Consider the following 25913-nt stretch of genomic DNA (forward strand, 5'->3'; position numbering starts at 1 on the left):
GTTGTTTTCGCGATAGAACTAGAAGGAGAGTTTCATGGGTAGCACGACCGACAAGATCAAGGGCGCCGGCAATGAGGCGATCGGCAAGGCCAAGCAGGGCATCGGTGAAGCCACCGGTTCCGACCGCCTGAAGGGCGAAGGCGTGGTCCAGGAAGTGAAGGGCAAAGGCCAGCAGGCCATGGGCGACGCCAAGGACGCCGCGAAGGAGGCGATCGATCGTGCCGCGAACGCCGCGAAGCGCGCGACGGAGTAAAGGCGTAGTACATTGAAAGCGAAAAGACCGGCCGCAGGGCCGGTCTTTTTGTTTGTCTTCACAGTCATTCCGGAGCGATGCGCAGCATCGAACTACGGTGCGCAATTGCGCACCTGAGAATCTCGAGATTCCGGGTTCGGCTCTTCGAGCCGCCCCGGAATGACGGCTGCGCCGTCACTTCACCGCGAGCAATTCCACGTCGAACATCAGCGTCGCGTTCGGCGGGATCACGCCGCCGGCGCCGCGCGCGCCGTAGCCGAGCTGCGGCGGAATGATCAGCGTGCGCTTGCCGCCGACCTTCATCGAGGCAACGCCCTCGTCCCAGCCCGCGATCACGCGGCCCTTGCCGATCGGGAATTCGAACGGCTCGTTGCGATCGACGGACGAGTCGAATTTCTTGCCCTTCTGGCCGTTCTCGTAGAGCCAGCCGGTGTAGTGCATCACGCAGATCTGGCCGGGCTTTGGCGAGACGCCGGTGCCGACGGTGCTGTCGATGATCTGCAAGCCTGAAGCTGTGGTCATGGTTTTTCCTGCTGTCTGGGCCGATGCCGTGGAGACATAGTTCGAAACGCCGCCGATCACCGTGATCGCCAGCGCCGACATGATTGCGAGAAGTGCGCGCTGAAAACGCTGCATGGAGCACCTTCCGTTTGAGGCGGAGAGGTGTCTAGCGCAACAGGCCTGACGTGACCAGCCTCTAAAGCGCGATGAGATTTTGATGAATCGTCATCGCGCTTTAGCTCTTTGTTTGAGCATGATCTTTTCGGAAAACCGCTTCACACTTTTCCGGATCATGCTCTAGTAACCCAGCGCGCAGCCGTCCTTGCGCGGATCGGAGCCGCCGGTCAGCGTGCCCTTGTCCCAGTCGATCCAGATCGCCTGGGCGCCGCCGAGCGGACCGACCACGCTGGTGGTCTTGTGGCCGAGCTTCTTCAGGCCCTCGACGATATCGGCCGGCACGCTGTCCTCGAGCTGATACTGGCCCTCGTAGTGCAGGCCGCGCGGCATATCGATGGCTTCCTGCACGTCCAAGCCGTAGTCGAGCATGTTGGTCAGCACATGCGTCTGGCCGGTCGGCTGGTACTGCCCGCCCATGACGGCGAACGACATCGTGGAACGGCCGCCCTTGGTGAGCAGGCCCGGCATGATCGTGTGCAGCGGGCGCTTGCCGCCTTCGATGCAATTGGGATGGCCCGGCTGGATGCGGAAGCCACCGGCGCGGTTCTGCAGGAGAACGCCGGTCTTGTTCGAGACGATCGCCGAGCCGAAGGAATGCGCGATCGAGTTGATGAACGAGCAGACGTTGCGGTCCTTGTCCACCACCGTGATGTAGATCGTCGACGGATTCATCGGCGGTGCCACGTTCGGCAGGTCGAGCATACCGTCCATACGGATCTTGCTGATGTACTCGTCGGCAAAGCCCTTTTCGAGCATCTCGGCGACGTTGATCTTCATGTGCTCGGGAGAGGCAACATGCATCTCGCGATTCATGTAGGCGATGCGCGCAGCTTCCGCCTCGAGATGGAAGCGCTCGACGCTGAGCGGGGCGAACTTGGTGAGGTCGAACCGCGACAGGATGTTGAGCATCAGCAGTGCGGTGACGCCGGGGCCGTTCGGCGGGCACTGCCAGACGTCATGGCCCTTGTAGCTGGTGCCGATCGGCGTGGTCGTCTCGGTGGTGTGCGCGGCAAAGTCGTCGAGCGTGTGCAGGCCGCCGATGGAGCGGAGCGTCTCGACGATGTCCTCGGCGATCGCGCCCTTGTAGAAGGCGTCGCGGCCGTCCTTGGCGATCGCCCGCAGCGTCTTGCCGAGCTCCGGCTGGCGGATGACGTCGCCGGCCTTGGCCGGCTGTCCATGCGGCAGCAGATAGCGCTCGGTGTTGGTGCCCTTCTTCAGCTTCTCGAACTGGTTCTTCCAGTCGAAGGCGATGCGCGGGGCGACGACGTAGCCTTCTTCGGCCGCCTTGATCGCCGGTTGCAGCAGCCGGTCGAAGCCGAACTTGCCGTGATCGCGCAAGACGGTTGCAAAGGCGTCGATCACGCCGGGGACCGAGACCGCGTGCGCCGAGGTCAGCGGCACGGAATTGATCTTGCGCTCGAGATACCAGTCGGGATTGGCAGCCTTCGGCGCGCGGCCGGAACCGTTATAGGCTGATATCTTGCCCTCGCCGCGCGGTTGGATCAGCGCAAAGCAGTCGCCGCCGATGCCGGTCGATTGCGGCTCGATCACGCCGAGCAGCAGGCTGCCCGCGACCGCAGCATCCGCCGCCGTGCCGCCTTCGCGCAGCACTTCGATGGCCGCCAGCGCGGCTAGCGGATGCGAGGTCGCCACCATCGCGTTCTGGGCGTGGACCGTGGACCGGCCGGGGAAATGGAAACTTCTCATGCCAATTCTGCTCTCTGCACCAGAGCGTTTTCCCGCGAAGTGGATACCGGTTCGCGGCAAGAAAACGCGTCAAAACAAGATTCCGCGCCGCGGATCGCGCGCGCCGCATTGAATTCCGAGTCTACATGACACATTCAGGCAGGGCCGGGCAATGGCTGGCATACCAGCGAAAGGCTGCCATCCGCCCAGCGAATAGGCCCCTGATTTGCGCGGGTTTTCCGCACCGCTGCCGCCTGCTAAACGAGCGCCATGATTTTCAAGGTCGCCGCCTTCTATCAATTCGCCGCGCTCCCGGATTACCGGGAGCTGCGCGAGCCGCTGCGTGCGTTCTGCGCGGACCTCGCGCTGAAGGGCAGCGTGCTGCTGGCCCGGGAGGGCATCAACGGCACGATTGCGGGGACCGCCGAGGCAATCGACGCCTTCGCCCATGAGCTCGCCCATGGAAAGCTGTTCGGCGGCAGGCTGGACAATCTCGAAATCAAGTTCTCGACCAGCGCGAAAATGCCGTTCGGCCGGCTCAAGGTGCGGCTGAAGAAGGAGATCGTCACGCTCGGCGACGCGGCGGCCGATCCGACACAGCAGGTCGGCATCTATGTCGATGCCGCCGAATGGAACGCGCTGATCGCAGCACCCGACACGCTGGTGCTCGACACCCGCAACGCCTTCGAGGTGGCGATGGGGACCTTCGAGGGCGCGGTCGACCCCAACATCAAGAGTTTTGGTCAGTTCAAGGACTTTGCCGCCGAACAGCTCGATCCTGCCAGGCATCGCAAAATCGCGATGTTCTGCACCGGCGGCATCCGCTGCGAGAAGGCGAGCGCGCATCTGCTCGCGCGCGGTTTTGCCGAGGTCTACCATCTCAAGGGCGGGATTTTGAAATATCTGGAAGAGGTACCGGAGGCGCAGAGCCGGTGGCGCGGCGAGTGTTTTGTGTTCGACGAGCGCGTCGCACTCGGTCACGGCCTGCGCGAGCGGACCAGGGAGCCGGCCTGCGATGAGTGAGCTCACGAGACTAACCGAACGGATCGACAGGCTCGAAACGCGGCTCGCCTATCAGGACGAGACCATCGAGCAGTTGAACCAGACCATCACGGCACAGTGGAAGCAGATCGACGTGCTGACGCGCCAGGTCGCCCAGTTGAGCGAGCGCCTGCAGGAGGCCGAGGCGAACGCACCGGGCCCCGCCAACGAGCGGCCGCCGCATTATTGAACTCATGTGCCCCGGGCGCAGTGCAGCGCCCTTCGCGATGCGCTGCTGAACCGGGGCCCATCATTGCGGCAAGGAAAGTGCTGGGTCCCGGCTCAGCGCGCATCGTTTCACGCTGCGTCGCGTCCGGGACACGATGGTTCTTACGCTTTTACAGACCCGAGGCCTTCGGCAGCAGGTTCAACACGTCGCCAGACATCACCAAACGGTCGCGCCCGGACTGCTTGGCGGCATAGAGCGCGCGATCCGCTGATTCGATCAGGGATGAGGTCCCGGCCGTGCGCTCCAGCGCCGGCCGGCAGGTGGCGCCGCCGACCGAGGCCGTGACGATCCCCGAGGACGGATTGGAGGCGTGGACCAGGCCGGCCTCGCGGATCGCCTGGCGAAGACGCTCGCCGATCCGCGCGCAGCCCGCCGCGTCCGTGTTCGGCAGCAGCATGGCAAACTCCTCGCCGCCATAGCGCGCGGCGAGATCGCTCACGCGGTGCGCTTCAGTGGCCAGGATTTTCGCGACCAGGCGCAGGCAGGCATCGCCGGCGGGATGGCCGTATTCGTCGTTGTAGGACTTGAAGTGATCGACGTCGATCATCAGCAGGCCAAGGCTCGAGCGGTTGCGATAGGCCCGCGCCCATTCCTCCGCCAGGCACTCGTCGAACCGGCGGCGGTTGGCAAGCCCGGTGAGGCTGTCCTCGATCGCCAGCGTCTCGAGCCGGCTTTCCAAATTCTTCTGCTCGGTGATGTCGCGCAAGATCGCCACCACACCGTCGATCTCGCCGTCCACCCCGCGCGTCACCCGCATGCTGGATTCCAGCCAAATCTCGGACTTTTCGCGATGCCGGCTGCGATAGGTGACCCGCGCCTCCTCCCTCTCGCCGCGCTTCATCGCCTGAACGATGGCACGGAGCTGCGGAAGGTCGTCCGGATTGACGCCCGCAAGCGCCGGCGCCCCGATCAACTGGCTGGCGCGCCAACCGACGACGCGCAAGGCTGACGGCGACACGTAGCGAATGCACTCATCGAGCCCGATGCGGGTGACCATGTCGCTGGAGCCTTCGGCGAGCAGGCGGAAATGCGCCTCCTTCTCCTCCAGCGCCGCCGCCATGCGCTGGCCGCGCTGCAGCTGCTTGACCAGCACCGCGCCGATCACGGCGATCAGCATCACGAGCGCGAGCACGAACAGCATTCTGGAAATGGCGTCGGCCCGCCACGGCGCAAGCAGCTCTTCCTTCTCGACGGTCGCGAGCAGGACGAGCGGGAAACGACCGCTGCGCTTGTAGAAACTGACCCGCTCCACGCCGTCCAGCGGCGACATGAAATGATAGGCCCCGCCCGGCCCCTGCAACGCGGGATCGCGGAACAGCGGTTTGTCCGCAACGCTGCGCCCGACATATTTGGCGTTGTCCGGACTGCGCGCGATGATCAGGCCGTCGCCGTGGACCAGCGAGACGGAGCTGTTGCGGCCGATCTCGAATTGCCGGTAGAAGTTTGCAAGATAGCTGGCGCTGATGGTCGCGAGCACGACGCCGCCAAAACTGCCGTCCTGCCTGTTGAAGCGACGCGACAGCGTGATCACCCACTCGCCGTCGAGCAGGTTCCTGACGGGATGGCCGATATAGGCCTCGCGCTTCGGCGAGAGCTGGTGATGGCGGAAGAACTCGTCATCGTTGAGCGTCGTGGCAAGCGCGCCTGCCGAGGTCAGCCAGTTGCCCTTGTCGTCGATGATGGCGAGGCTGTGGATGCGCTCGATCGCTTTCTTGCGCGCTTGGAGCAGGTTGCGCAGCTTGCCGATCGTGGCGGGATCGGTGCCGTCCATCTCCAGCCGGCTGACGACCCCGACCACACCGGAGTCCAGGAGATCGAGACTGTCCTCGGCATGCTGGGTCAGGGAACGCGCCAGGTTGGCCATTTCCGCCTCGGCGCTCTTCAACAGCGCGTCGCGCGAACTCCATTCGCGCCAGCCGCTGATGCCAAAGATGGCCGTGCAGGTAAGCACGACGAAAGCGGCAGCCCGCAACGGCAGGCGCCTCAAGCCAGCTCTGGTGGTCACGACGTCCATGTGCGAGGATTCTCCAGTTGCTGGAAAATCCTCCGCTTCTGTTATCGAAGCCTGAAAACGGCGGCGTAATTCGCTTCAAACTGTGCGGTTCACCGTAGTCCTACGGTCCACCCAATCGTTTGATCACTAACGACCGGTTATCGATCCTATCGGAAAGCCGCCGCCGCCCGCGCACCAGAGCCTTTTCCGTTCCGATGGAATCGGAACGGGCTCTGGATTCCCGTTTTGACAAATTCCTGTTTGACGCGTTTTGCTTGCGCGAACCGGTATCCACTTCGCACGCTCTAGTGGAAAATGGCCTTGACCTTCTCCCACAGCGAGGGATGTTCGGCCTCGGCGTCGGCCTTTGACGGCGTCGGCTGCGCGGCGCTGACGGGATCGGACGCAGGGAACGTGTCGATCAGCCCGGCATCGAGCTTGGCGTCTGCGGCAAGCGCATCGCGCAGATCGTCGGCGTGCTTGTCATGCGGTGCAGGATTGAACTTTTCAGCCATGGCTATCCTCCGTTGGCTGGTCAACGCCCCTGATTTCCGCAGGTTCCCCTGTTGGCCCTGCGGCGGCGGCGGTGTATCAGGAACCGCAACCGATGCTAGGACTCTTGCCAGGACAGTTCGTGACCCAATCCCCCGCCAAACCCTTCATCGACGTGCTCTCCGGCCAGCGGCAAGCCACCCCGCCGGTCTGGATGATGCGGCAGGCCGGCCGATACTTGCCCGAATACCGCGAGGTCCGCGCCAAGGCCGGTGGCTTCCTCGATCTCTGCTTCACGCCGGAACTCGCCGCCGAGGTGACGCTGCAACCGATCCGCCGCTTCAATTTCGATGCGGCGATCATTTTCTCCGACATCCTCGTCATCCCCTACGCGCTCGGCCGCTCCGTGCGCTTCGAGGTCGGCGAGGGTCCCCGGCTCGACCCGCTCGATGATCCCGACAAGGTGAAGTCGCTGGCGCCGCGCGCCGACTTCACAAAGCTCGAGCCGGTATTCGAGGCGCTGCGCATCGTGCGCCGCGCGCTCGATCCGAAGATCGCGCTGATCGGTTTTTGCGGCGCGCCGTGGACGGTGGCAACCTACATGGTTGCGGGCCAGGGCACGCCGGACCAGGCGCCGGCCCGGATGATGGCGTATCGACATCCGGAGGCGTTTGCGAAGATCATCGACGCCGTTGTCGCGAACTCGATCGACTATCTGCTAGCGCAGCTCGCCGCCGGCGCCGATGCGTTGCAGATCTTCGATACCTGGGCCGGCGTGCTGCCGCCGGCGGAATTTTTGCGCTGGTCGGTCGAGCCGACGCGGCGGATCGTCGAGGGCGTCCGCGCCAAGGCGCCGGATGCAAAAATCATCGGCTTCCCGCGGGGCGCCGGCGCGCTGCTGCCGGGCTATGTGGAGACGACCGGGGTCAACGCAGTCAGCATCGACTGGACCGCGGAGCCGTCCTTCATCCGCGAGCGCGTGCAGTCAAAAGTCGCAGTCCAAGGCAATCTTGATCCGCTGGTGCTGATCACTGGTGGCGATGCGCTGAATCGTTCGGTCGACGACGTGCTCGCGAATTTCGGCAAGGGACGGCTGATCTTCAATCTCGGCCACGGCATCCAGCCGGAAACGCCGATCGCGCATGTCGAGCAGATGCTGAAGCGCGTGCGGGGCTGAAGCTTCGCTCTTTGTTCCAGGCATGATCTTTTCGGAAAACCGCTGCGCACTTTTCCGGATCATGCCTTAGCGCGGCCTGCTGCGCTCGATGATCTCGGCCGCACCCTTGGCCAGCAGATCGAGGCCGACGGCACGGCCGAGCTCGCGCGGGCGATTTGCCAAACCGGTGCGCGATGCCTCGATGATGGTGTTGCCGGAGAGATCAAGCACGGACGCGCTGAGCGACATCTGATCGCCGTCAATGGACGAAAAGCCCGCGATCGGCGAGTTGCAGTGGCCGTTGAGCACCCACAGCACCTCGCGCTCGGCGTCGGCGCAGAGATGCGCTGCGGGATCGTCGATCGCCGAGAGGATCTTTCGTGTCTGCCAGTCCTGCGCGGCGCATTCGACGGCAACGATGCCCTGCCCGGCCGCCGGCAGCATTTCCGCAGGCGAAAACTCGTAGGCGATGCGCTGCGCCAGACCGACGCGGTCGAGGCCCGAGCGTGCCATGATCAGCGCGTCCGCAGGCCCCACAGCCCCGCCGTCAGGCAAGCGCTGCTTCTCGCCATTGTCGAGTTTTCGCACGCGCGTGTCGGCGGCACCGCGGAAATGGATGACTTCCACCTCCGGAAACAGCCGCCGCGCATAGGCCGCGCGCCGCACCGCATTGGTGCCGAGCTTGAACCCCTTGCCGCGGGACGCCCGGATTGCATCGAGCGAGACGCCCGCGCGCAGCACCAGCGCGTCGGTCGGCGGATCGCGCGACAGCGTGGCGCCGATCACCAGCCCCGGCGTGTCCTCGTTGCCCGGCATGTCCTTCAGCGAATGCATGGCCGCGTCGAGGTTTCCGGCCAGCACCGCGGCGCGGATCTGCGCCACGAAGGCGCCGCCCTTGCCGCCATGCGGCAGCAGTTTGCTGGTCTGGTCGGTATCGCCTGTGGTGTCGAACTTGACGATTTCGACGTCGAGATCGGGCACGGCAGCGGTCAGGCGGCGCGCGATCTCTTCCGTCTGTGCCAGCGCCATCGCGCTCTTGCGCGTGCCGATCCGAAACCGTGTAGCCAAGCCGTATGCTCCTTTCCGAACGCGCGTTTACCGCGCATCCTCCAATATCATGTCCGAGGCCTTTTCGGCGATCATGATGATCGGCGCGTTGGTATTGCCTGACACGAGGTCCGGCATGATCGAGCCGTCGACGACGCGCAAGGCCTCACACCCCTTCACCCGCAGCCGCTGGTCAACCACCGCCAGCGCGTCATTGCCCATACGGCAGGTCGAGGTCGGATGATAGATGGTGCTGCCGCGCTGGCGGCAGAAATCCAGCAATTCGGCATCGGTCGCGACCTTGGCCCCGGGATCGACCTCCTCGACCACGAACGGTTTTAGCGCCTTCGCGTTCAGGATCTTGCGCAGGATCTTCAACCCCTCGACATTCGTGGTGCGGTCGGTCTCGGTCGACATGTAGTTGACGCGGATTTCCGGCGGCGCGAGCGGATCCGCGCTTTTGATGCGCAAGGTCCCGCGGCTTTCGGGACGGAGCTGGCACACCGAGGCGGTGAAACCGGAAAAATCATGCAGCTTCTCGCCCATCTTGTCGGTCGAGAACGGCAGGAAATGAACCTGGATATCGGGCGAGGCGAGCCGCGGGCTGGTCTTGAAGAATGCGCCTGCCGTGCCGGCCGCGATCGTCAGCCAGCCCTGGCGGAACAGCGCATAGCGCATGCCGGTGAGCGTGCGGCGGATCGGATTGTTGATGGCGTCGTTCAGCGTGACCGGCTGCGAGGCGCGCATCACGATGCGTACCTGCATGTGGTCCTGCAGATCGTGGCCGACGCCAGGTGCGTCCAGCACCACATCGATGCCGTGCTTGCGCAGCAGATCGGCCGGACCGACGCCGGAGAGCTGCAACAGTTGCGGCGAGTTGTAGGCGCCGCTCGACAGCACGATCTCCTTGCGCGCCCGCGCGCGGCGAACTTCGGCGCCGACCCGGTATTCGACGCCGACCGCGCGGCGGCCCTCGAACAGCACGCGCTGGCCGAGCGCCGAGGTTTCGACCTCGAGATTGCCGCGGGTTTTTGCCGGGCCGAGATAGGCCGCCGCAGTCGAGGCGCGGCGGCCCTTGCGGGTCGTGGTCTGGAACAGGCCGACGCCTTCCTGCGAGGCGCCATTGAAATCGGGATTGTACGGCAGCCCCGTCTCGACGGCGGCGTCGATGAAGGCTTTCGACAGCGGATCGGTCACGATCATGTCCGACACCGGCAGCGGTCCGCCCGCGCCGTGATATTCGCTAGCGCCGCGCGCCTGGTTCTCGGCCTTCTTGAAATAGGGCAGCACGTCGTCATAGCCCCAGCCGGTGTTGCCGAGCTGACGCCAGCGATCATAGTCCTCGTGCTGGCCGCGAACGTACAGCAGGCCGTTGATCGAGCTCGATCCGCCCAGCGTCTTGCCACGCGGCTGGAACACCTGGCGTCCGCCAAGCTCGGGCTCCGGCTCGGTCTGGTACATCCAGTTGACGCGCTTGTCCTTGAACAGCTTGCCGTAGCCGAGCGGCACATGGATCCAGATGTTGGAATCCTTCGGGCCCGCCTCGAGCAGCAGCACCGAATGCTTGCCGTTCGCGGACAGACGGTTGGCGAGCACGCAGCCGGCGGAGCCGGCGCCGACGATGATGTAGTCGAATTCAGGGGCGGATTGCAGTTGGGTGGTCATGGCTTAACTGTTCTTGTTGTTGATTGTGGGCGAGCGTTTCGGGACTTCACTTAGCATACTCATGCGCGGCGACGCAGCGCCTCGACCAGCGACTTGAACGCACGGGCGTATTCGGCCCCTGCCCTTGCAATGTCGGCGCGTCCGGCGCAGGCGACCGCGGCCTCCGTCATCGCGCCGAGCAGCAGCCGCGCCAAGGGCTCGACCGGCTGACGCGCGATGAGGCCGGCTTCCATGGCCGCCGCGATGGCACGGGGCATCTTGCCGCCAAAATGCTGCGCGTCGATCTCGCGCCAGCGCTCCCAGCCGAGCACGGCAGGCCCATCGTGCAGGATGATCTGGCCGGTCGCTCCCTCGGCGGTGGCGGCAAAATAATGCTGGGTGCCGGCGACCATCATCGTGAGCACGTCCTTCTCGCCGCGGACCGCGCGGTCGATCTCCTGCACGAGATCGCGGGAGACCTGGTCGAACACCGCCTCGAACAGCGCCTCCTTGGTCTTGAAGTGGTGATAGACGGCGCCCTTGGCGACATCAGCCTGATCGGCGATGTCGTCCACGGTGGTGGCGGCAAAGCCCTGCTCCCCGAACAGGCGGCGCGCCGCCGTCAGGATCGCCTCCGTTGTCGCAGCCCGCCGCTCTGCCTGTTTCGCCATGAGATTCCCTGTAGTCGAATTCGGCCAGGCGGGCCAGTTGACTTTTCGACTGACGGTCGGTATTTACCGACTATCAGTCGGTTTTAATCGTGAGGTATCCCATGCCGAGCCGCGAGGTCGTCGAAGCTTTTGCAAAGCGGTTGGAGGACGGCGACTTCGTCGGCGCGATCCTCGACTATTACACGCCTGATGCCGCGACTTATGAGAACCTCGCCGAGCCCATGGTCGGCCGCGACAACCTCGTCGCCAAGGAACGCGCCGTGCTGGCGCGCAGCAAGGAGGTCAAGGCCGTGCGCATCGGACCGAGCCTGATCGATGGCGACATCGTCGCCACACGCTGGAAATTCTGCTTCACCAACGCCGAGGGCGTGACGCGGACGCTGGAGGAGATCGCCTGGCAGACCTGGCAGGGCGACAGACTGATCGAGGAGCGCTTCTTCTACGATCCGAAGCAGTTGGGGCGCTAACGCCAGGCACGGGAACCGGAGCACGCCGGCATTTGTATCGATTTGTTATCGATACTGCGCTTTTCGGCGCGGCATCTCGTCCAAGTGATTCTGGCCAAGTGGGATAGTTCATAGTTCCTCAAAGGTTTGCAGCGAATTCTCCGGCCTGAGCCGGAAAACGGCCAAGCTGCTGCAGGCTCTGAATGCGGACCCAACTGACCTCCTATGTCGCGCGGCTGTTCGCCGGCGAACTGTCCGTCTTTGGCGGACCAGCAACCGACGAAACCGTCGCCGGCCATATCCGCGCCGAGCAGATGTCGCTCGTGCTCGGTTACTCCGTCGGCATCATGCTGGCCAATGCCTGCAATGCCGTCGTGCTCGCAATTGCGTTGTGGCATTCGCCGGACCGGACCTTCGCATTGGTCTGGGCGATTGCGGTCGCGGGCGCAGCGCTCCTGTTCGGCCTGCAATCCCACGCGTCGCGCCGGATCACCAAGCCGCAATTCGTCTCCCGTCGCGCCATGCATCGGCTGGTGCGCAACGCGTTTCTTCTCGGCGCCGCCTGGGGAATCGTTCCCATGGCCTTCTTCGCCAACGCCTCCACCGGCGGCCAACTGGTGATCACTTGTCTGTGCGCCGGCATGCTGGCGGGTGGTGCTCTTGCCTTCTCCACGATCCCGATCGCAGCGATCGCGTTCACGACCCCCCTCTTCGTCGGCATCGCCATCTGCCTCGGCAGAGACAGCGATCCGGCCTATCTGCTGATGGCCTTCCTGGTCGTGGTCTATGGAGCCGTGTTGCTGCGCGGCGTGTTCGTCAATTCCCTCGCATTCACGCGACGCGTGATGCGGCAGCTCGAAGCTGAGCGGACGGTGCGGCAGGATCCCCTGACGCATCTGCCCAATCGTATCGCCTTCAACGAGACGCTCGACGCCGCCCTGAAGAGGCTGGCCCTGTCAGGCGAAGAATTCGCGATGCTGCTGCTCGACCTCGATCGTTTCAAGGAGGTGAACGACAGGTTCGGTCACCCCGCCGGCGATGAATTCCTGGTCCAGGTCGCGAGTCGGCTGCAACGCTGCACGCGCGCCGCCGAGCACGTCGCGCGCATCGGCGGCGACGAGTTCGCGCTGGTGATGTCCAATCTGACGCGGCCGGAGGAAGCGCTCGATCTCGCCGAGCGCTTCGTGGCGTCCTTCGCCGAGCCGTTCCTGGTGGAGGGATGCGAGATCCTGGGTGCGACCAGCGTCGGCATCGTGCTGGCGCCGCGGGACGGCAACACGCCGCTCGACATCATGAAGAACGCCGATACCGCCCTCTACCGCGCCAAGAAGGCCGGGCCGGGCACGGTCTGCTTCTTCGAGGCAAGCGACGACAGGGCGTCACGCGACCGCAAGGCGCTGCAATCGGACCTGGAGGGCGCCATCGCGCGCGGCGAGCTGTTTCTGGTCTATCAGCCGTTCCTCAATCTCGGTGAAAACCGGATCACCGGCTTCGAGGCGCTGCTACGGTGGCAGCACCCGCAGCGCGGGCTGGTCCCGCCCAGCGAATTCATTCCGATCGCCGAGGAGACCGGACTGATCCACGAGATCGGCGAATGGGTGATCCGGCGCGCCTGCGCAACGCTGGCGGACTGGCCTGATGACATCAGGGTCGCCGTGAATTTTTCCGCGGCGCAGTTTCACAACACCGGCATCCTCCAGACCATCGTACAGGCGCTGGCCGACGCCAACCTCGCCCCTCACCGCCTTGAGGTCGAGATCACGGAATCGATGCTGTTGTCGAAATACGGCTCGGCCGTATCGATCCTCAACGCGCTCCTGCAACTCGGCGTCACGGTCGCGCTCGACGATTTCGGCACCGGCTTCTCCTCGCTCACCTACCTGCGCAAGCTGCCGTTCAGCCGTATCAAGATCGACCAGTCCTTCATCCGCGACATGCTGGTGCAGCCGGACTGCACCGCGATCGTGAAGTCGGTGATCTCGCTGGCGCGGGACCTGCGGATCGGTGTGGTCGCCGAAGGCGTCGAGACCGCCGATCAGCTCGAATATCTGCGCCAGATCCAGTGCGACGAAGTCCAGGGCTACCTGATCGGCCGGCCGATGGCGGCCGATCAGGTACCGGCACTGCTGCACTCGAAGAAGCATCGGGCCACTTACGCCGCCTAGGGCTCCTCCTCATAAGCGTCGGCTTCCGAGGCTAAAGCGGAAGTCGCCCCGCTTGGTCGTCATCGACGGCTTGTGACCCGAAGCCCTCGCCACTCGCAAACACCATCAGCGAGTATGTGCCCATCACCGAACATATGCTCGTCAAGCTCGATCAACTTGATTGCCGGATCACGATCCGCAAAGAGTCCGGTTGTTCGCGCTTGAACCTTCGGTGTAGAGTCGTGACCAATTTATGAGCCCTGTTACGAAGCGGGGCGGTCGACGATACTGAAACCAATTTTGTGAACATACGCGCCTCGCGCAAGGGAGGTCGCTATGGACGGGATATCTCATCAGGAAGCCGGTTGCCGCGCGCTAGATTGTTGTTCGACGGGAGGGCATCATCATACCCGTCGTCTCGTTGTCGCGATGCTCTGCGCGGCGTGCATATTCCAGTTAGCTGGCGAAGCCAGGGCTCAATGCACTGCACGAGATGTTTTGCAGAACCAGTTGAAGCTCAAGAGAGCTCCCTCAGCCAGTGTGCCACAAGTCTTGGTCACATCCGCCACCGGTGTCCCGGTGTGGAAGACGATTACGCTAGGGACTTTTGCAAATCCGTTGGCCCTCCTTAACGCGTTGGATGCAATCGGCTGCAAGGTCGGAGGTGCCGCTGCGGAAGTTCTCGCGCGACCGAGCTTCATCGTCAGTACCAAAAGGCAAGACGTGGAGCTCGTGACGGTATCAGCGGCCGAACTCGGCTTTAAGACCGATATGGTGACTTTGGCAGCAACTTATGCGCGCGCCAAACAGCTCGGTTTTGCCCTTGTCGCAGCAGAGATCGGCCCGCAATTGAGGCTTCAATATCTTGACCAGCCCATAGGCGAATTCCTGATCATTGGAATGGAGCCAATCAAGACGTGGGCCGGCGAGCAGGTCATTCTGAATGTAGCGAATGGTGGCGCCGGACTTGTTCTCATTGGCCAGGATGGCCGGTCTGACGCAGAAATATCAGCGACCTCCCGCGTGGTATTTGTGCGATCCAATGAAGCCGCGCCCGCTGACCAGCTTGAGAAGGAAGCAGCACTCTCGCCACCCTGAACACACAAACGCTAGCAGCTTCACAGAAACAACGACGAATGCTAAAAGCAAGTTTGAGCGGCAGGCTTACGGACTACCGCTCAATCTTGGAGTAGGCATCTTAGATCCCCGCCTCCTGCGCTGAAGACCTTATCGTTCTTCCCATGACTAGGAGGCGGGTTCTTCTTGCGTATCGGCTTGCTCTCCAATCTTCCTCTTTGAATGTCAGCTGTCGGCCGACGACCCCAAGGCGAAGTCAGGATGTCTCGCCCCTCGGGGTAGACATGAAATGGCAGGGCGCCTGCCCAAATGACGCCCCTGACCGGACCTTCGGTTAGTCGCTGGCGTAGCACGCACACCGGCTACTTCCGGGTCGTTGCGGATTTCCTGGACGACCGAAACAGGACTATTATGCTGGCCTATTAAGGCCAACCTGAGGGAGGGATCATGACGAACTCAGCCCCCTCGGCAAGCCTCGACGTCAGAGCCGAAGTTATCGCGACTTATGCCGCCTGGGATTCGGCTTTCAACAGAGCTGACGCAAGGGCTGTCGCCGCAGCGTATGTTTCGAATGCCAAAGTGCTACCACCGAGCCACGAGGTCATCTCTGGTCCGGTCGAGATCGAGAATTTCTTTGCTGGGCTTTTTTCAGGTGGATTCACCGATCACAACCTAGAAGTCATTGACGCGGGCGGAGACGAGAAGGTCGTCTACAGCACTGCGAAATGGAGCGCCAACGGCAAGAGAGCGGATGGGTCGCGCCAAGCCGCCGGCGGCATCGCTACGCACGTATTTGAGCGTCAGACGGACGGTTCGCTAAAGCTGAGGTTGCATACTTTCAACTAAACCGGTCGTACGCCTGACATCGCGCGAGGAGGCGTCGCGTGAATATCGCCGACTGGCTTCGTGGTCTTGGGTTGGAGCGCTACGCACAGGCCTTCCAGGACGCGGAAATCACGCCCGAGGTCTTGCCAGACCTTACCGAAGCTGACCTGCGCGAACTTGGCTTGCCGCTCGGACCGCGCAAGACGGTGCTGAAAGCTATTTGTGCACGGGCTCCAGCGGTAGCGGATGCTGCCGGAGCACGTGCGTCCGCCGGCGAGCCGAAACTGACATTTGCGTCAGAAGCTGACCGTCGGCAGCTCACGGTCATGTTTGTCGATCTTGTCGGCTCAACCGCACTCGCCTCAGGGCGCGACCCTGAGGAGATGCGCGAAGTGATGCAGGTTTATCACAACACTGTGTCGACCGAGATTACTCGGTTCGAGGGTCATGTAGCCAAATTCCTGGGTGACGGCGTCCTTGCCTATTTCGGCTGGCCGCGGGCGCATGAAGACGAGGCGGAGCGGGCGGTTCGCACTGCGCTTCGGGTGACGAAGGCGGTCGCGGACCTTGTCGGACCGGATGGGACTGCACTTTCCGCTCGGGTTGGCATCGCAACTGGTCTGGTCGTCGTCGGCGAACTGTTTGGTGAAGGAGAGGCTCGCGAGCGACCGGTGATCGGCGAGACCCCAAACCTGGCCGCCCGACTGCAGGGGGTTGCCGAACCTGGCGGTGTCGTGATCGCGGAGGCGACGCGCCGCCTCCTCGGCGAAGCCTTCATGTACCGCGATCTAGGCACGATGCCTCTCAAGGGTTTCCCTGGACCGGTGCAAGCATGGCTCGTGATCGGCGAGGGCGCAGCCGAGAGTCGCTTCGAGGCCCAGCACGGGGTGTCCACAACCGTGCTGGTCGGACGAGATCAGGAACTCGCACTTCTCTTGGATCGCTGGGAGCAGGCAAAAGAGGGAGAGGGACAGATCGTTCTGCTCGGCGGCGAAGCCGGCATCGGCAAGTCGCGCCTCTTGCGGGCGCTGCGCGACCAGCTCGCAAAGATACCGCACGCTCCCCTGAGCCATTTCTGTTCGCCGTTTCACGCCAACAGCGCACTATACCCTGTTGTTGGGCTCCTCGAACGGGCAGCGGGAATACGGCGGGGGGATCCGCCTGAAGAGCAGCTCGAAAAGCTGGAAACGATGATCGCGCTTGCGACGGAGCACGTGCAGGAGAGCGCAGCGATCCTTGCGGATCTGTTGGCCATCCCGGCGGGCGTTCGATACCCGCCACTGGAGCTCAGTCCACACCAGAAGAAGGAGCGAACGTTTCAGGCTCTGCTGGAGCAGATACGTGGTCTAGCGAAAAAGCAGCCACTGCTTGCCATCTACGAAGATGTCCACTGGGCTGACCCCAGCATGCTCGAACTTCTCGATCGGGCTGTTGACGAGGTGCAGCGCTTGCCCATCCTCATGATTGTTACCTTCCGACCGGAATTCGTTCCCCGCTGGACCGGACATGGACATGTGACAGCGCTATTCTTGAGCCGGCTGGGACGCAAGCAAGGCACCGCCGTGGTCGAACGCATAGCAGGCGGCAAACTGCTTCCGCAGGAGGTGCTCGATCAGATCCTGGCCAAGACGGATGGCGTGCCGCTGTTCGTCGAGGAGCTCACCAAGGCCGTCATCGAATCCGGGCTGCTCAAGGACCGGGGCGGCCGATACGAGCTGTTGGGCCCACTTCCGCCGTTAGCGATCCCGACGACCCTGCAGGACTCGCTCATGGCCCGCCTCGACCGATTGGCTCCGGTGAAGGAAGTCGCCCAAATAGCAGCCTGTATCGGGCGCGAGTTCGGACACGATCTTCTGAGAGCGGTAACGCCACTGGATGAGGATGCCCTCCAGCGCGCTCTCGATGAATTGTTGGCGGCAGAACTCATATTCCGACGTGGTGTCGCTCCCGATGCTCTCTACAGCTTCAAACATGCGCTGGTGCAGCAAATCGCGCACGAGAGCCTGTTGAAGAGCAAGCGGCAACAGATCCATGCGCGCATCGCAGAAGCCTTCCAATTATACTACCCTGCCCGAGCGGAGGCGGAACCGGAGATGATTGCTTTACATCTCACGGAGGCTGGGCTCGCGAAAAACGCGGTTGGCTATTTGCTACGCGCCGGCCGGATTGCCGCCGGGCGTTCCGCCAATCTCGAAGCCATCACTCATCTTACGAAAGGGCTGGAGGCACTCAAGTCGTGTCCGCCAGGGTCAGATCGCGATCGCCAAGAACTCGCGCTTCAGACGGCAATTGGCGGCCCGCTGATCGCCATTCACGGATACACGGCCCCGCAGCTCGGCACCGCGTTCACCAGGGCTCACGCGCTGTGCAAGGAGCTCAATGACGCAGATGCGTTATTCGCCACTCTGAGCGGCAAGTTCATTTTCCATTTCGTAAGGGGCGACTACGCCGCTATGCAGGACCTGGTTGCCGAGGCGCGACGCGCAGCCGAGGGCACCAGGGACCTGGCGCTGGAATTGAGTACGCATCGTTTGACGGGCCTCACCGCTATGTACGCCGGCGACTTTCCGACGGCGCGCTCTGAGTTCGAACTCATATTGAGTCGCTACGACCCGGGCGCACATCGGCCGCCGCCTGTGCACTATATCCATGACGCAAAGGCTTCTGCGTTACCCTACTTGGCAGTCGTGCTTTGGCTCCTCGGCTTCCCCGAGCAAGCCGAATCGGCGAGCCGTGCCGCGTTTGAGTATGCCGCAGAGCTGAACCAGACGAATCTTACCGCGCATGTGAGGGTCTATGGCGGCGCGGCGCCCGCAGAACTGATGGGGGATGTGGCGGCTACGCGTGCGCACGCGGATGCAGTCATCGACCTCGCCGATCAGCACAGCTTGAACTACTGGCGCCTGAGCGGCCTGATCCTGCGGGGCTGGGCCATGGCACTGGAAGGCAACGCCGAGGTTGGCCTGGCGCTCATGCACCAGAATCTGAACGCGCGGGATAAGCTCGGCGCCGGCTGGTACCAGGTTCGATACTTGTGCATGCTCGCTTCGACCTACTTGCAGCTCGGCGACGGCGACAAGGCCTTCACTGCGTTGGCAGAAGCAGAGGCCCTCGCCGCGCGCAACGACGAACATATGTGGGAATCAGAACTATCACGAATCGGTGGCGAACTACGGAAGATGCGTGGTGCTCCGCCAGGCGAGGTCGAGCTTCATTTGCAAAATGCGCTGAAGATTGCGCGCGGTCAAAGCGCAAAATCTTTGGAACTGCGTGCGGCCATCAGTTTGGCCCGACTCTGGCGCGGCCAGGGTAGGTTTATCGATGCGCGGACCCTCCTTGTCCCAATTTACGAATGGTTCACGGAGGGTTTCGAAACGCCTGACCTGCTTGCCGCCAGGGCACTCCTGGCGGAATTGACTGATCTCTAATGCCTGTTTCGCGCGACGCCCCGTCGCGCTATCCGCTTGATCCCGCCGACGCCCTCCGGTCGAGATGCTAGTTTGATGACAGCCCGTGAAACGTCGTGTCCAAACGAAAAGATGACGACGTCCGCACGAGCTTCCCGTTGCGGAAGGTCCGCAGGTGGGCTAGCTTCTTCCCCACGAAGAGCGTCTGCGCTCATTCGTTCCTATCGCGCGACTGGCGAGCTAACGTGGAATTGACCACGGGGAAGCGCGAGGGATTTTAACGCCGATCGCCTGGGCACCCATCTGCTGGAACAACAGCGTGTTGAGGAGCCCAAGCATGTCATCATTTCGCAACGAACTATCCATCAACGATTCCGAGATCGCCGCCGCCCTTGCGGGGGAAGAGCGCCGCCAGCAAGACGGCGTCGAACTGATTCCATCCGAGAACTACACCTACCCGGAGGTGCTCGAACTGCTCGGATCGGTCTTCACCAACAAATATTCCGAGGGCTATCCGGGACGCCGGTACTACGGCGGCCAGCAGTTCACGGACGACATCGAGAACCTTGCGCGCCAGCGGGCCTGCTCGCTTTTTCGCGCCGAGCACGCCAACGTTCAGCCTCTTTCGGGATCGCCGATGAATCAGGCCGTCTATCTCGGCCTGTTGCAGCCCGGCGACACCATTCTCGCCATGGACCTGTCGCATGGCGGCCATCTCACCCACGGCGCGCCGGTGTCCCACATGGGGCGTCTGTTCAACTTCATTCGCTACAAGACGGACCCGTCAAAGAGCGGAGCGATCGATTTCGACCAATTGCGCGCGAGGGCGCGTGAAGCGCGTCCGAAAATGGTGTTGTGCGGCTACAGTTCCTATCCGCGCGACCTGGACTATGCGGCATTCAAGAGCATTGCCGACGAGGTTGGCGCGCTCACGATGGCCGACGTGAGCCACTATGGCGGACTGGTCGCCGCTGACGTCATGCGCAATCCGCTCGATGCCGGCTTCGACGTCATGACGACGACATCCCACAAGACACTGCGCGGCCCTCGTGGCGGGATCATCCTGTGCCGGAAGGATCATGCCGGTCGGATCGACGCTTCCGTCTTTCCCGGTTTGCAGGGCGGACCTCACATGAACGTCGTGGCCGGGACCGCCGTGACGCTCAAGAAGGCGGCGACGGCGGATTTCCAGGCTTACGCGCGGCAGGTGTTGCGCAACGCGAAGATTCTGGCCGGAACGCTGATGGAGCGAGGGATGAAGCTGGTCACGGATGGGACGGACAATCACATGATGGTCGTCGATACGGCGGCGTCTGTCGGACTGGACGGGCGAGCAGCCGAGGATCTGCTCGATGCCATCGCCATCACCACCAACAAGCAGATCATTCCCGACGATCCGCGACCGCCGCTCAGGCCGAGCGGTGTCCGCCTCGGGACACCCGCGGCGACCACGCGTGGCATGGGAGACATCGAAATGCGTCGTATCGGCGAATTCATTGCCGCGGCTCTGCAGGCGAAAGGAGACGATGCGGTCGTCGCGCGCCTCAGGTCGGAGTGCGTCGAGATGTGCCGAGCATTTCCTGTTCCAGGTGTGGTGCCCAAAGCATGATCCGGAAAAGTGCGAAGCGGTTTTCCGAAGAGATCTTGCTCAAATAAGAAACCTAAAGCGCAATGAGATTCGTCCAAATCTCATTGCGCCTTAGTCCGGACCGAACTGATCGGTCTGGAAACCAGAAGCCGCAGTTTGGCGGAAGGTACGCAGCACGGAAGTTGGGCGCGCCGGCGCCCAACTTCGATCCTTCTGCTTCCCCGCTCAACTTGGTTCAGTCGGCGAAGAGAGCGGCCACCTTTCCCGCAAGGGCCGCTCCAAGATCCGCATTATTCTTCGCCGTGAAATGAATGCCGTCGACGCCTGCCGTCGCGATCGCGCTGCCAGCATCGAAGAACTCCACCTTCATGAAGCTGGCAAGCGCCTTGTACTGCGCGGCGAGCTGAAGCGTCTTCTCGCGTCCACCTTCGAACATGCCCTGAAACCAGGGGTCCGGCAGATCGGCGAGCGGCGGCGGCGCCACGACTAACACTCTCGGCGCCGGATAAATCGTGCCTACGCCGCCGGCGGAGGTCAGCACCTGACCGACCAGCTTCGACATGCCGACCGCGATCTCATAGGGCGTGCGATGGTAGTAGCTCTTGGTGTCGTTGGTCCCCAGCATCAAGATGACGAGGTCGAGCGGGATGTGGCTCGCGAGCGCGGCGGGAAGATAGGCCGAGCCGTTCAGGCGCGGATCGACGGGATCGTCGATCGACGTCGTGCGCGCGCTGAGGCCTTCCTCGATGATCTCGTAGCCGCCGCCAAGCGCTGCGGCCATCGCGCCGGTCCAGCGTTCATGACGAGGAAAACGAGTCGTCGGAGATCCTTCCGGGACGGCAATCCATCCCCAGGTCAAGGAATCGCCAAAGCACAGGATACGTCTCGTCATCGTGACCTCATTCAGTTGGATTTGGATCGTAGACCGTAGAAGATCGCAGCAAGCAGAATGATCAGGCCCTGCACGATGAGCTTGCCCGGTTCCTGCACGCCCATCGTCGTCATGACGACGAACAGAAGCGCAAAGCAGAGAACGCCGACGAGCGGGCCCCACACCTCCGCGGGCCTTCCGAAGACGACGCCACCGAGGATCGTCGCAGCGATCGAGTTCATGACGAGCTCAGGCCCGAACCGCACGCTGCCGACAGCGATCGACGACGTCTGCACCAGCGCCGCCACCGCGGACATCAGCCCGGAGATCACGTGCGCGATGACGACGGTCCGTTCGACCGGCACGCCCGAGAAATGCGCCGACGCCGGATTGCTGCCGATCGACCACACGAAACGTCCGAACACCGACGTGCCGAGAAACGCGCTCATGATGCCGGCGAGTGCGATCCAGAAGATTACCGGCGCTGGTATCGTCCAGAATCTCAGATTGTAGAGCGAGCGGAATTCCGCCGGCACGTCGCCGGGCGGCTTGCCGTTGGCGAGGTACTCGACGAGACCGATCAGCACGATGTTGATCGCGAGCGTCACGATGACGGCCGACGCCCGCCGCTTGCCGACCAGGAGGCCGTTGATCAGGCCGACCGCAAGTCCAACGCCGAGGCATAGCAGGACGATCGACGGCAGCGGCCAGCTAGAGAGGAGCCCGGATGAGATCAGATAGTTGACGAGCAGGATGACGCCGCCGGCCGACAGATCGATCGAGCGCGACGAGATCACCAGCAACTGGCCGAGCACCACGATGCCGAGCGGCACGACCTGACGAGCGAACGTTCCCAGGATCGCGGGATTCATCATGTTCGGCCGCAGCACCCAGAGGGTGATGATCAGCACGACGAACACGATGCAGGACGGTGGGATCCGAAGCGCGGCACGGTAGAGGCTCGAACGGTAAGTCATGATCTACAGGCCGATGTTCTTGCGCGGCTGGAGCGCGATGACGAGAAGCAGGATCGCGCCTTTCACGATCGTCTGGATGAACGCCGACACGTTGAGGAGATTCATGCCGTTCGCGATCAATGCGAGCAGTGCACAGCCGATCAGCGTGCCGTGAAGGCTTCCGATTCCGCCGGCGAGCTGCGTGCCGCCGAGCGCAACGGCGGTGATCGAGTCCACCGCGTATTGCGTGCCGATATTGGGATCGCCTGAGGCGATCCGGCCCGCAAGGAAGATGCCGGCGGCCGCCGCAAAGCACGAGCTGAGCACGTAGGCCGCCAAAACGTTGCGCTGCTCGGCGATGCCGAACGTGCCGGCGGTCTCGCCGCCGCCGATCGCGAACAAATGCAAGCCGAAGCGCGAGGCATGCACGATCTTCCAGCCGGTCAGAACAGCCGCGATGGTCCAGACCACCGGCATGTAGATGCCGAAGAGCTGGCCGCTGACGAGCGCGACGATCTCGGATGCGACCGTGCCGCCCGCCGACGGCCGCACGAACATGGCCGCCCCTTGCGCGATTCCCATGATCGAGAGAGTCGCGATGATCGGATGTACGCGGAAGCGCGTCACCGCGACGCCGTTGAGAAGCCCGACCACCGCCGCTGTCAGCATGGCGGCCGGCGCCGTGACATAGACCGGCGCGTTCAAGGACAGGATTCCCGTCGTCAGGCTGACGACGGAGCCAACAGACAGATCAAGACCTTTCACCAGGATCACGATCATCTGCCCGATGCTGACCAGGATCAGCGGAGCCGCCTGCGCAAAGAGGTTGAGGACGTTCTGCCGACTGGCGAAATCGGCCGTCGACGCTGCAAGGCCGACACAGCAGCAGACCGCAACCAGCAGGGGAATCGTCCAGAGACCGTGGCGCGAATTGGCGCGGAAGAAGATCTGACCGACTTTCGACATCTCTCCCGATCCTTCAGCGATGCAGCGCGGCTTCAAGGATGGCGTGCTCGGTGGCCTGCTCGGCTGGCATTTCGGCGACGACATGCTTGTCATGGATGACGTAGAGCCGGTCGCAGAGGCCGATCAGCTCCAGCGTCTCGCGCGAGAGCACGACGACCGATCCGCCGGCATTCGCATAAGCCCGCAGCAGCTTGTAGATTTCCGCCTTGGCGCCGACGTCGACGCCGCGCGTCGGCTCCTCGATCAGCAGAATGTCGGCGCCGAGCGCAAGGTAGCGTCCGAGCAGAACCTTCTGCTGGTTTCCGCCGGAGAGCGTGCCGACTGGCGTGTAGGGTGTGGCCGCCTTGATCGAAAGGCTCTTGATCGAGTTTGCGATGACATGGCGATGGCTGCCGGCCGGCGCCAGCTCGAAATGCTGGCTGTGCAAGCCGATGGTGAGATTGTGCGCGAGCGACAGATCGAGGAAGAGGCCTTCGAGCTTCCTGTCCTCAGGCACGAAGCTGACGCCGAGCGCCTGCAGCATGCGGATGCCATGGTCTTCTGGCAGCGGCAGGGCGAGCTCACGGCTGCCGATACGCACCCTGCCCTCGTGCGCTGCGTACCGCCCGACGAGCGACCGCACCAGCTCACGCTGTCCCTGTCCCTCGAGCCCAGCCAGCGCAACGATCTCGCCACGGCGAAGCCGGATCGAGCAAGCCGCCGACTCCGGCGTCAGGCGAAGCCCTTCGATCGACAGAACGACGTCGCCCTCCGTCCGGGCAGGCTTCGGCGGAAACAGCTCGGCGAGCTCGCGCCCGACCATCATCGCGATCAATCCCTTCGGCGTGATTGCGGTAACGGGCACGGTGTCGACGTTCCGTCCATCCTTCAGCACACTGATGGTGTCGCAGATCTTGAAGATCTCCTCCATCCGGTGCGAAATGTAGACGACCGCCTTGTCCTGCTGCTTCAGGGCGAGGATTTGCGCGTTGAGAATCTCTACGTCGGCGGCGTTGAGCGCGGCCGACGGTTCGTCGAGGATGATGACGTCCGCGTTGGCCGAGATGCCGCGCGCGATCTCGACGAACTGGCGCTCGGCAATGGAGAGATTGCCGACGAGCGTTGCTGGATCGAGGTTGAGGCCCAAACCGCGGAGCGTGTCGCGCGCATTCCGCTCCATGCGGGCGACATCGACCGATCCGAGCACCGTGAGCGGCTCCTTGCCGAGATACATGTTCTCGGCAATCGATAGATTGGCGAGCAGCGAGTGCTCCTGGAAGACGGTCGAGATACCGGCATCGAGCGCTTCGCGCGGTGACGCGAAATGGACGGTTCGGCCAGCCTTCCGGATCATGCCGTCATCAGGCTGGACCACGCCGGCCAGGATCTTCATCAGCGTCGACTTGCCGGCGCCGTTCTCGCCCATGAGGGCGTGAACGGTGCCGGGAAGCAGTTGAAAGTCGACACTCTCAAGCGCGGCAATGCCACCAAACGACTTCGAAATCGAAGTCATCTGGACCAGTGGCTCAATCGTCATCGTCTCGATCCGACGTAGTCAAAGTGCGGGAAGACGCGGCGCCGGCGGCGGCACGCCGCCGGCGCCGCCACGATCAACGCTTGCCGTAATATTTCTGGAGATCCTGCTCGGTCAGGCTGGACGGGAACCAGGCATTGGCGCTGAGATCCTTGCGATAGTATTTCTTGGCCTTTTCGATATCCCAGCCTTCGGGCTCGTAAATGTAGCGCTTGTGGAGCTGCTTGCCTTCGAGAAGCGCAATAGCAGCGCGCACGCCGGCGGCGCCTTGCTCAGGGCCATATTCCGGCGAGATCGAGGGGAAGCCAAGCTCGATCCAGCGGGCGAAGAAGCCGTTATTGCCTTCGCCGGTGATCGGCGGAATCTTCGCGCCATATTGCTGGAAGACGTCGACGCAGGCGCGGGTCATGTCGGCGCCCGACGACCAGATACCATCGACCTTTGGATTGTTCAGATAGAGCGTTTCGCAGACCTGCTTGCCGACGTCGTACTGCCACTTGCCGGCATCTTCGGCGATGATCTTGATGTCGGTGCCTTTGATCGCTTCCAGCAGGCCCTTGTAACGATTGATGTCCTCGGGGTGCGCCGGAAGGCCGCGCAGCACCCAGATATTTCCCTTGCCTTTGAGCTGCTTCACGAGGAAGTCGCCCATCACCTTGCCGAAGTGGACGCCGCCGCCCTGGATATCGACGGTGTATTTGTCGGTCTCGGTCAAACCGGTGTGGACGATGACGGGAATGCCGGCGGCAACCGCCTTTTCAATGCCAGCGTCGGCAGAGGTCGGCGTCAGCGGCGTCACGACGATTGCGTCGACCTTTTGTGCAATGAGGTCCTCGATGTCGGCGACCTGCTTGGCCTGGCTGATGTTGGCGTCGAGCAGGATGAACTGGCCGATTCTCTTGTCGAGCTTCGCAGCGGCTTCTGCGTCATGCGCCATCTCGACGGTCCAGGTGTTGGCGTTCACGCCGAAATGGCTCATGCCGATCTTCCACGGACCGTTCTTCTTGAATTTGTCCGGCGCCGTCATCCGCTCATCGCCAGGGCGCGGCGTCACGCCCTGCATGAGATTGACCTCCTCGGCCTGGACCGCGCCAACCCCGAGCCAAACCGTCGCCATCAAACCGAGGCCGAGTGCCCTCATTCCCTGGTGCATCAAATCCTCCTTCATCGCACGTGATGTGCCGAGTTCTTTTGCTTCGGAGAGAGAAGGACGCAGGTCGCCGCGCGCCC

The 25913-nt window shown here is 63.1% G+C and carries 22 protein-coding genes and 1 riboswitch; of the genes, 10 read left to right on the forward strand and 12 right to left on the reverse strand.

Annotation, left to right across the window (positions count from 1 at the left end; all coding sequences use genetic code 11):
* Positions 1-34: 34 nt before the first annotated feature.
* The gene (locus tag KUF59_RS34475) at positions 35-253 is read left to right on the forward strand and encodes a CsbD family protein (RefSeq protein WP_212461812.1); all 219 of its coding nucleotides are present in this window, start codon (positions 35-37) and stop codon (positions 251-253) included.
* A 174-nt stretch (positions 254-427) separates the two neighbouring features.
* Here KUF59_RS34475 and KUF59_RS34480 read toward each other — a convergent pair whose 3' ends face one another.
* The gene (locus KUF59_RS34480) at positions 428-889 is read right to left on the reverse strand and encodes an FKBP-type peptidyl-prolyl cis-trans isomerase (protein ID WP_212461813.1); all 462 of its coding nucleotides are present in this window, start codon (positions 887-889) and stop codon (positions 428-430) included.
* A gap of 162 nt (positions 890-1051) precedes the next feature.
* Entirely contained in the window at positions 1052-2638 is a 1587-nt protein-coding gene (gene ggt, locus KUF59_RS34485) for a gamma-glutamyltransferase (protein WP_258767673.1), read from the reverse strand.
* Positions 2639-2887: 249 nt separating this feature from the next.
* On the opposite strand from ggt, the gene trhO reads away from it, so the two are divergent.
* Both trhO and KUF59_RS34495 read left to right on the forward strand, forming a co-directional pair.
* Complete coding sequence (gene trhO / locus KUF59_RS34490) at positions 2888-3640, forward strand: oxygen-dependent tRNA uridine(34) hydroxylase TrhO (protein ID WP_258767675.1); 753 nt, start codon at positions 2888-2890, stop codon at positions 3638-3640.
* Entirely contained in the window at positions 3633-3848 is a 216-nt protein-coding gene (locus tag KUF59_RS34495; protein ID WP_258767676.1) for a SlyX family protein, read from the forward strand. The genes trhO and KUF59_RS34495 overlap by 8 nt, the downstream gene beginning before the upstream one ends.
* A 148-nt stretch (positions 3849-3996) precedes the next feature.
* On the opposite strand, the gene KUF59_RS34500 is transcribed toward KUF59_RS34495, so the two are convergent.
* Together KUF59_RS34500 and KUF59_RS34505 are read right to left on the reverse strand one after the other, a co-directional pair.
* Positions 3997-5901, reverse strand: coding sequence for a sensor domain-containing diguanylate cyclase (locus tag KUF59_RS34500; protein WP_258767677.1), 1905 nt, complete (start codon positions 5899-5901; stop codon positions 3997-3999).
* Between the two features lie 284 nt (positions 5902-6185).
* Entirely contained in the window at positions 6186-6395 is a 210-nt protein-coding gene (locus tag KUF59_RS34505; protein ID WP_212461818.1) for a hypothetical protein, read from the reverse strand.
* 119 nt (positions 6396-6514) lie between these two features.
* On the opposite strand from KUF59_RS34505, the gene hemE reads away from it, so the two are divergent.
* Positions 6515-7549: a uroporphyrinogen decarboxylase gene (hemE, locus tag KUF59_RS34510; protein ID WP_258767678.1), complete on the forward strand. Its 1035-nt coding sequence runs from the start codon at positions 6515-6517 to the stop codon at positions 7547-7549.
* Between the two features lie 66 nt (positions 7550-7615).
* Here hemE and hemC read toward each other — a convergent pair whose 3' ends face one another.
* Genes hemC through KUF59_RS34525 form a run of 3 tightly spaced genes read right to left on the reverse strand, consistent with a single transcriptional unit; the run spans position 7616 to position 10890 of the window.
* Positions 7616-8596, reverse strand: a complete 981-nt coding sequence (gene hemC / locus KUF59_RS34515) for a hydroxymethylbilane synthase (RefSeq protein ID WP_258767679.1) — start codon at positions 8594-8596, stop codon at positions 7616-7618.
* A gap of 27 nt (positions 8597-8623) precedes the next feature.
* A complete protein-coding gene (locus tag KUF59_RS34520) occupies positions 8624-10240 on the reverse strand; it encodes a GMC family oxidoreductase (protein ID WP_258767680.1) in 1617 nt (538 codons plus the stop codon).
* Positions 10241-10299: 59 nt separating this feature from the next.
* The gene (locus KUF59_RS34525) at positions 10300-10890 is read right to left on the reverse strand and encodes a TetR/AcrR family transcriptional regulator (RefSeq protein ID WP_258767681.1); all 591 of its coding nucleotides are present in this window, start codon (positions 10888-10890) and stop codon (positions 10300-10302) included.
* A 101-nt stretch (positions 10891-10991) separates the two neighbouring features.
* Here KUF59_RS34525 and KUF59_RS34530 point away from each other — a divergent pair, with 101 nt between their 5' ends.
* The 6 genes from KUF59_RS34530 to KUF59_RS34555 all read left to right on the forward strand — a co-directional run bounded on the left by KUF59_RS34530 (position 10992) and on the right by KUF59_RS34555 (position 20398).
* On the forward strand, positions 10992-11357 hold the full coding sequence (locus KUF59_RS34530) for a nuclear transport factor 2 family protein (protein WP_258767682.1): 366 nt from the start codon (positions 10992-10994) through the stop codon (positions 11355-11357).
* Positions 11358-11539: 182 nt separating this feature from the next.
* Positions 11540-13501: a putative bifunctional diguanylate cyclase/phosphodiesterase gene (locus KUF59_RS34535; RefSeq protein ID WP_258767683.1), complete on the forward strand. Its 1962-nt coding sequence runs from the start codon at positions 11540-11542 to the stop codon at positions 13499-13501.
* 558 nt (positions 13502-14059) lie between these two features.
* Positions 14060-14578, forward strand: coding sequence for a hypothetical protein (locus KUF59_RS34540; protein WP_309500888.1), 519 nt, complete (start codon positions 14060-14062; stop codon positions 14576-14578).
* A 426-nt stretch (positions 14579-15004) separates the two neighbouring features.
* A complete protein-coding gene (locus tag KUF59_RS34545) occupies positions 15005-15403 on the forward strand; it encodes a YybH family protein (RefSeq protein WP_212461826.1) in 399 nt (132 codons plus the stop codon).
* A 38-nt stretch (positions 15404-15441) separates the two neighbouring features.
* A complete protein-coding gene (locus KUF59_RS34550) occupies positions 15442-18810 on the forward strand; it encodes an adenylate/guanylate cyclase domain-containing protein (RefSeq protein ID WP_258767684.1) in 3369 nt (1122 codons plus the stop codon).
* A 197-nt stretch (positions 18811-19007) separates the two neighbouring features.
* Positions 19008-19093, forward strand: a riboswitch (ZMP/ZTP riboswitch).
* Between the two features lie 33 nt (positions 19094-19126).
* Positions 19127-20398, forward strand: a complete 1272-nt coding sequence (locus KUF59_RS34555) for a serine hydroxymethyltransferase (RefSeq protein ID WP_258767685.1) — start codon at positions 19127-19129, stop codon at positions 20396-20398.
* Between the two features lie 214 nt (positions 20399-20612).
* Here the strand turns inward: KUF59_RS34555 and KUF59_RS34560 are convergent, their stop codons facing one another.
* The 5 genes from KUF59_RS34560 to KUF59_RS34580 all read right to left on the reverse strand — a co-directional run bounded on the left by KUF59_RS34560 (position 20613) and on the right by KUF59_RS34580 (position 25836).
* On the reverse strand, positions 20613-21269 hold the full coding sequence (locus tag KUF59_RS34560) for an SGNH/GDSL hydrolase family protein (protein WP_258767686.1): 657 nt from the start codon (positions 21267-21269) through the stop codon (positions 20613-20615).
* Positions 21270-21280: 11 nt separating this feature from the next.
* Positions 21281-22225 (reverse strand): ABC transporter permease, encoded by a 945-nt coding sequence (locus tag KUF59_RS34565; protein ID WP_212461830.1) that lies wholly within the window; start codon positions 22223-22225, stop codon positions 21281-21283.
* Positions 22226-22228: 3 nt separating this feature from the next.
* Positions 22229-23170, reverse strand: a complete 942-nt coding sequence (locus tag KUF59_RS34570; RefSeq protein WP_258767688.1) for an ABC transporter permease — start codon at positions 23168-23170, stop codon at positions 22229-22231.
* Positions 23171-23183: 13 nt separating this feature from the next.
* Entirely contained in the window at positions 23184-24680 is a 1497-nt protein-coding gene (locus KUF59_RS34575; RefSeq protein ID WP_258770066.1) for a sugar ABC transporter ATP-binding protein, read from the reverse strand.
* 79 nt (positions 24681-24759) lie between these two features.
* Positions 24760-25836 (reverse strand): ABC transporter substrate-binding protein, encoded by a 1077-nt coding sequence (locus KUF59_RS34580; protein WP_212461832.1) that lies wholly within the window; start codon positions 25834-25836, stop codon positions 24760-24762.
* Positions 25837-25913: the final 77 nt, after the last annotated feature.

It is taken from the genome of Bradyrhizobium arachidis, from assembly GCF_024758505.1.
In the GTDB taxonomy this organism is placed as follows: Bacteria; Pseudomonadota; Alphaproteobacteria; order Rhizobiales; family Xanthobacteraceae; genus Bradyrhizobium; species Bradyrhizobium manausense_C.

What these genes read in the sequence shown, in the direction of transcription:
- KUF59_RS34475 (WP_212461812.1), top strand. Translation starts at nt 35, where the DNA reads ATGGGTAGCACGACCGACAAGATCAAGGGCGCCGGCAATGAGGCGATC.
- KUF59_RS34480 (WP_212461813.1), bottom strand. Translation starts at nt 889, where the DNA reads ATGCAGCGTTTTCAGCGCGCACTTCTCGCAATCATGTCGGCGCTGGCG.
- ggt (WP_258767673.1), bottom strand. Translation starts at nt 2,638, where the DNA reads ATGAGAAGTTTCCATTTCCCCGGCCGGTCCACGGTCCACGCCCAGAAC.
- trhO (WP_258767675.1), top strand. Translation starts at nt 2,888, where the DNA reads ATGATTTTCAAGGTCGCCGCCTTCTATCAATTCGCCGCGCTCCCGGAT.
- KUF59_RS34495 (WP_258767676.1), top strand. Translation starts at nt 3,633, where the DNA reads ATGAGTGAGCTCACGAGACTAACCGAACGGATCGACAGGCTCGAAACG.
- KUF59_RS34500 (WP_258767677.1), bottom strand. Translation starts at nt 5,901, where the DNA reads ATGGACGTCGTGACCACCAGAGCTGGCTTGAGGCGCCTGCCGTTGCGG.
- KUF59_RS34505 (WP_212461818.1), bottom strand. Translation starts at nt 6,395, where the DNA reads ATGGCTGAAAAGTTCAATCCTGCACCGCATGACAAGCACGCCGACGAT.
- KUF59_RS34520 (WP_258767680.1), bottom strand. Translation starts at nt 10,240, where the DNA reads ATGACCACCCAACTGCAATCCGCCCCTGAATTCGACTACATCATCGTC.
- KUF59_RS34525 (WP_258767681.1), bottom strand. Translation starts at nt 10,890, where the DNA reads ATGGCGAAACAGGCAGAGCGGCGGGCTGCGACAACGGAGGCGATCCTG.
- KUF59_RS34530 (WP_258767682.1), top strand. Translation starts at nt 10,992, where the DNA reads ATGCCGAGCCGCGAGGTCGTCGAAGCTTTTGCAAAGCGGTTGGAGGAC.
- KUF59_RS34535 (WP_258767683.1), top strand. Translation starts at nt 11,540, where the DNA reads ATGCGGACCCAACTGACCTCCTATGTCGCGCGGCTGTTCGCCGGCGAA.
- KUF59_RS34545 (WP_212461826.1), top strand. Translation starts at nt 15,005, where the DNA reads ATGACGAACTCAGCCCCCTCGGCAAGCCTCGACGTCAGAGCCGAAGTT.
- KUF59_RS34555 (WP_258767685.1), top strand. Translation starts at nt 19,127, where the DNA reads ATGTCATCATTTCGCAACGAACTATCCATCAACGATTCCGAGATCGCC.
- KUF59_RS34560 (WP_258767686.1), bottom strand. Translation starts at nt 21,269, where the DNA reads ATGACGAGACGTATCCTGTGCTTTGGCGATTCCTTGACCTGGGGATGG.
- KUF59_RS34565 (WP_212461830.1), bottom strand. Translation starts at nt 22,225, where the DNA reads ATGACTTACCGTTCGAGCCTCTACCGTGCCGCGCTTCGGATCCCACCG.
- KUF59_RS34570 (WP_258767688.1), bottom strand. Translation starts at nt 23,170, where the DNA reads ATGTCGAAAGTCGGTCAGATCTTCTTCCGCGCCAATTCGCGCCACGGT.
- KUF59_RS34580 (WP_212461832.1), bottom strand. Translation starts at nt 25,836, where the DNA reads ATGCACCAGGGAATGAGGGCACTCGGCCTCGGTTTGATGGCGACGGTT.